Here is a 2,105-nt window from a genome sequence, read left to right as displayed (position 1 = left end):
GCAACCATGCTCTGGCTACGCTGAATGGCGATCCGACCTAGCGCTGTCCCGCAACGGCGTAACCGCGCAACAATCCCGTGGTCCCCTATTCCTCGCCGATCACGGTCCCCGTTCGCGCGCCGATTGACAGCCAAGAGCCGGATTCTACAGGTTTTGGTATCAGATCGCGGAATTTTCAGAACCGACAAGCGGGCCCCCGCGATTGCAAAAAACGCTGGAATCAAGTTTTGCGAGAGTTATAAACGCCAATATGGTACTGATTATCACAGCGTAATGCCTTTCAACCTCTATGGCCCTTACAATACTTTCCGGCTGAAAAACAGCCACTTGATGCTTGCCCTAGTCCGCTGTTTCCATGAAGCGCTTGGCCAAGACCATAAGCAAGTGACGGTTTTGGGGGCGGACAAGCCTCGACATGAGTTTTTGCATGTCGAGGATATGGCAGCAGGTTCCATTTTCATTCTCGATATGGAACGTTCCGAATCTGAAATCCCATGTTGAGTTACATCAGTGTTAGTTTTGACAATGACGTAACAGTTGCTGAACTGGCTTATTTGTTCGCTGAAACCGGAGGCATCACAAGCAAAATATTTTCGATGGCGCTATGCGTAAACTCATGGTCTCCAGCCGCCTATTGGCAATAGACTGGAAGCTGACATTGGCCTGGTCGAGGCGAGCAAGGAGACAATGCTTGGTTTTTGACGTATATTGCTTCAGATCATTCTCGCCCAGTTTTAACATGACGAGTTTAGTGACACCTGATGGCTTGATCGCGCGCGATTACCAATCACGCAGTACCAGATACGAGTCTATCAGCGGATGAAGATACATATTCTAGGCATTAATTACGCCCCAGAAATGGTCGGCATAGGCCCTTACACTGCCGGTATGGCAGAATGGTTAGCGTCAGCAGGCCACGAGACCACGGTTATATGTGCGCAGCCTTATTACCCTCTATGGAAGGTTGACGCTGCGTATCGCAGCAGGCCGACGAGCATAAGCGAAGAAAATGGCGTACGTGTCGTGCGCGTTCCTGTCTATGTACCAGAAGTTCCTGATGGCAAGAAGCGCCTGCTTCACCATATGAGTTTTGGCGCCCGCGCTGAACTCGCGCTGCGATCTGAAGGGCGGCGCTCTCCTCCAGAGATTGTGATAGGTATAGCCCCTTCCTTGATCTCGACGGTCGCCGCTCGTCGAGCGGCCCGAAGGCACAACGCCAAATTCTGGTTGCATATTCAAGATTTTGAAGTTGAGGCTGCTTTCGCAACAGGTTTACTAAAGAATGGCGGAATATTGACCAAAGCCGCAGATCACTTTGAAAAATGGGCAATCGAAGCCGATCGGGTGAGTACAATTTCACCACAGATGCGTGCAAAGCTGATCGACAAGGGCGTTGCTTCTGAAAGAGCCATTGAATTTCGAAACTGGGCCAATATTGACGAAATTTCACCGTTGCAGGGCGATTCTTGCTACCGCAAGAAATGGGGGATCGATCGCCCGTATGTTGCGCTTTATTCGGGAAATATTGCGAACAAACAAGGCATTGAAATTGTCGTGGAAGCTGCAAGGCGGCTTCATTATCGTAAGGATCTTGCTTTTGTTGTGTGTGGTAATGGCCCCAATCGCGCCCGTTTAATCGATCAAGCTAGGAATCTTGACAACATTCATTTTCACGACTTGCAGCCACGGGAGTATCTTTCTGAATTACTCGGCTTAGCGACAATACATTTACTGCCACAGATTGCTAGTGCTGCCGATTTGGTTCTTCCGTCAAAGCTGACGAACATGCTTGCTTCCGGACGAGCCGTTATCGCTACCGCGCATTCCGGAACGGGCTTGGCTGACGAAGTCAATGGTTGTGGATTGATCACACCCCCGGGCGACGGCGAAGCCTTTGCCACGGGCATTGAACGTTTGCTGGACGATGCTCCGTTACGCAAATTGGCACAGAAAAATGCGCGTGAACGAGCGATCAGCAGGTGGAGTCGTGAGCAAATTCTGGCGAACTTTGGGTCGCAGTTGCAGTCGCTCTACAATAAAATGTAAACCATGGCGCCCGTTAGTCTGCGTTGACAAAAGGGATTCCCAATCTGGCTGAGTTCTGA

Annotated in this window: 2 protein-coding genes; both read left to right on the top strand. The window is 50.5% G+C overall.

The window, feature by feature from the left end; genetic code table 11:
- Nucleotides 1–123 precede the first annotated feature (123 nt).
- Complete coding sequence (locus tag MTR66_RS21070) at nucleotides 124–501, top strand: NAD-dependent epimerase/dehydratase family protein (RefSeq protein ID WP_243924693.1); 378 nt, start codon at nucleotides 124–126, stop codon at nucleotides 499–501.
- A 318-nt stretch (nucleotides 502–819) separates the two neighbouring features.
- A complete protein-coding gene (locus tag MTR66_RS21065) occupies nucleotides 820–2,046 on the top strand; it encodes a WcaI family glycosyltransferase (protein ID WP_243924692.1) in 1,227 nt (408 codons plus the stop codon).
- The last annotated feature ends 59 nt before the right edge of the window (nucleotides 2,047–2,105 follow it).

The organism is Novosphingobium beihaiense (genome assembly GCF_022832375.1).
In the GTDB taxonomy this organism is placed as follows: domain Bacteria; phylum Pseudomonadota; class Alphaproteobacteria; order Sphingomonadales; family Sphingomonadaceae; genus Novosphingobium; species Novosphingobium beihaiensis.
This window is presented reverse-complemented; position numbering and strand designations above follow the sequence as displayed.

What these genes read in the sequence shown, in the direction of transcription:
- MTR66_RS21065 (WP_243924692.1), top strand. Translation starts at nt 820, where the DNA reads ATGAAGATACATATTCTAGGCATTAATTACGCCCCAGAAATGGTCGGC.